This is a genomic window from Pseudomonas sp. 18.1.10, assembly GCF_024655625.1.
Lineage (GTDB): Bacteria > Pseudomonadota > Gammaproteobacteria > Pseudomonadales > Pseudomonadaceae > Aquipseudomonas.
In genome coordinates this window covers 1-1,665 of sequence record NZ_JANLGL010000441.1, presented here as the reverse complement: position 1 = coordinate 1,665, position 1,665 = coordinate 1, and the positions used below count along the sequence as shown (strand labels likewise).

Sequence of the window (1,665 nt, the reverse complement as noted above, 5' to 3'; positions counted from 1 at the left end):
CACATTCGAGCTGCATTCCCCTGTTGAAATGCGCTCCCCTGTGGGAGCGGGCTTGCCCGCGATGGCGCCAGCAGATTCAGCGCTTGACCAACTGATACACCCGCTCCTCAAGCCGCGTAACGCCATCCTGCACAAACTTCCAGCTCTCACCCAGGATGTCCTGCTCTTGCAGCACCTGCAGCCCCCAGTGCTCGCCTAGCAGCAACTGCACCTCTTCACCCGTCACCGCGAACGGAGGGCCCGCCTTCTGAACTTGCTCGTAGTCCAGGGTAATCAACAACCCCTGGCAGCCTATTGGCAGCCACCTATTCAGATGATCGGTGTACTGCGCCCGCATCAGCGGCGGCAAGGCAATCAACGCCGCGCGATCATAGAGCGCCACGCAGTCCACCAGCACCTCGGCATCCAAGGCGAAGAAATCGCCGCACCAGATCTCGATCGAATCCGCCTGATACACCTTGAACACGCCCCGTTCGGTGATTCGCGGCGTCAGATTCTGTTCACTGAAAAACGCCTCGACCGCCTGCTCCGACAGCTCCACACCCACTACCCGCAGGCCTTGGCTGGCCAACCACATCAGGTCCAGGCTCTTGCCACACAACGGCACCAGCACCTTGGCGCCGTCGGCCAATGGCGGCCAGTGCCGTTGCAGGTAAGGGTTGACCTCGGGCAAGTGAAAGCCGATCTGATTGCGCGCCCAGCGCTCCTGCCAAAACTTAGGCTCCATGGATCACCCCGAAAATTCGATCAAATAGCGCTAAAACTTATATTAGATTTAGATCAATGATCTGATTGAAGATGGGCCCATATTAACGCTCAGGACCCTTCTTATGCTCCCTAGCCTGTTTATCTCCCATGGTTCGCCCATGCTCGCCCTGCAACCCGGAGCCAGCGGCCCGGCCTTGCAGCGTTTGGCCGCGCAACTGCCACGCCCGCAGGCGATCGTGGTGGTCTCGGCGCACTGGGAAAGCCAAGAACTGCTGGTCAGCGGCAGCGCCGCACCGGAAACCTGGCACGACTTTGGCGGCTTCCCGCGTGAATTGTTTGCGGTGCAATACCCGGCGCCGGGCAACCCGCAGTTGGCCGGCGAGATTGTCGAGTTGCTGCACGCCGACGGCCTGAATGCGCGCATCGATGAGCGTCGCCCCTTCGACCATGGCACCTGGGTGCCGTTGTCGCTGATGTACCCGGCGGCAGATATCCCGGTGGTGCAGGTTTCCCTGCCCAGCCGCATGGGCCCGGCCCTGCAGACACGGGTCGGGCATGCACTCGCCAGCCTGCGCGGGCAAGGCATGCTGCTGATCGGTTCGGGCAGTATCACCCACAACCTCGGCGAGCTGGACTGGCACGCCGGGCCCGAGAGCATCGAGCCGTGGGCACGGGATTTTCGTGATTGGGTGGTGGATAGGCTGGCGGCCAATGATGAAAGCGCGCTGCATGATTATCGGCGTCAGGCGCCGCATGCCGTGCGTAGCCATCCCAGCGACGAGCATCTGTTGCCGCTGTACTTTGCGCGCGGCGCGGGCGGGGATTTCAGTATCGCGCACCAGGGCTTCACCATGGGCGCCTTGGGGATGGACATCTATCGATTCGGCTAGCGCAGATTTAAATGTGGGAGCGGGCTTGCTCGCGAATGCGGTGGTTCAATAACAAATTTAGTGACTG

Annotated in this window: 2 protein-coding genes; one reads left to right on the top strand and one right to left on the bottom strand. The window is 61.3% G+C overall.

Annotation, left to right across the window (positions count from 1 at the left end; translation table 11 throughout):
• Positions 1 to 76: 76 nt before the first annotated feature.
• Entirely contained in the window at positions 77 to 727 is a 651-nt protein-coding gene (locus NUV89_RS29575) for a thiopurine S-methyltransferase (RefSeq protein ID WP_257784106.1), read from the bottom strand.
• A gap of 103 nt (positions 728 to 830) precedes the next feature.
• Between NUV89_RS29575 and NUV89_RS29570 the strand changes: the two genes are divergently transcribed.
• Entirely contained in the window at positions 831 to 1,598 is a 768-nt protein-coding gene (locus NUV89_RS29570) for a class III extradiol ring-cleavage dioxygenase (protein WP_257784105.1), read from the top strand.
• Positions 1,599 to 1,665 lie beyond the last annotated feature (67 nt).

Bases quoted from the DNA above. Each gene is read 5' to 3' on its own strand.
- NUV89_RS29575 (WP_257784106.1), bottom strand. From the start codon at position 727: ATGGAGCCTAAGTTTTGGCAGGAGCGCTGGGCGCGCAATCAGATCGGC.
- NUV89_RS29570 (WP_257784105.1), top strand. From the start codon at position 831: ATGCTCCCTAGCCTGTTTATCTCCCATGGTTCGCCCATGCTCGCCCTG.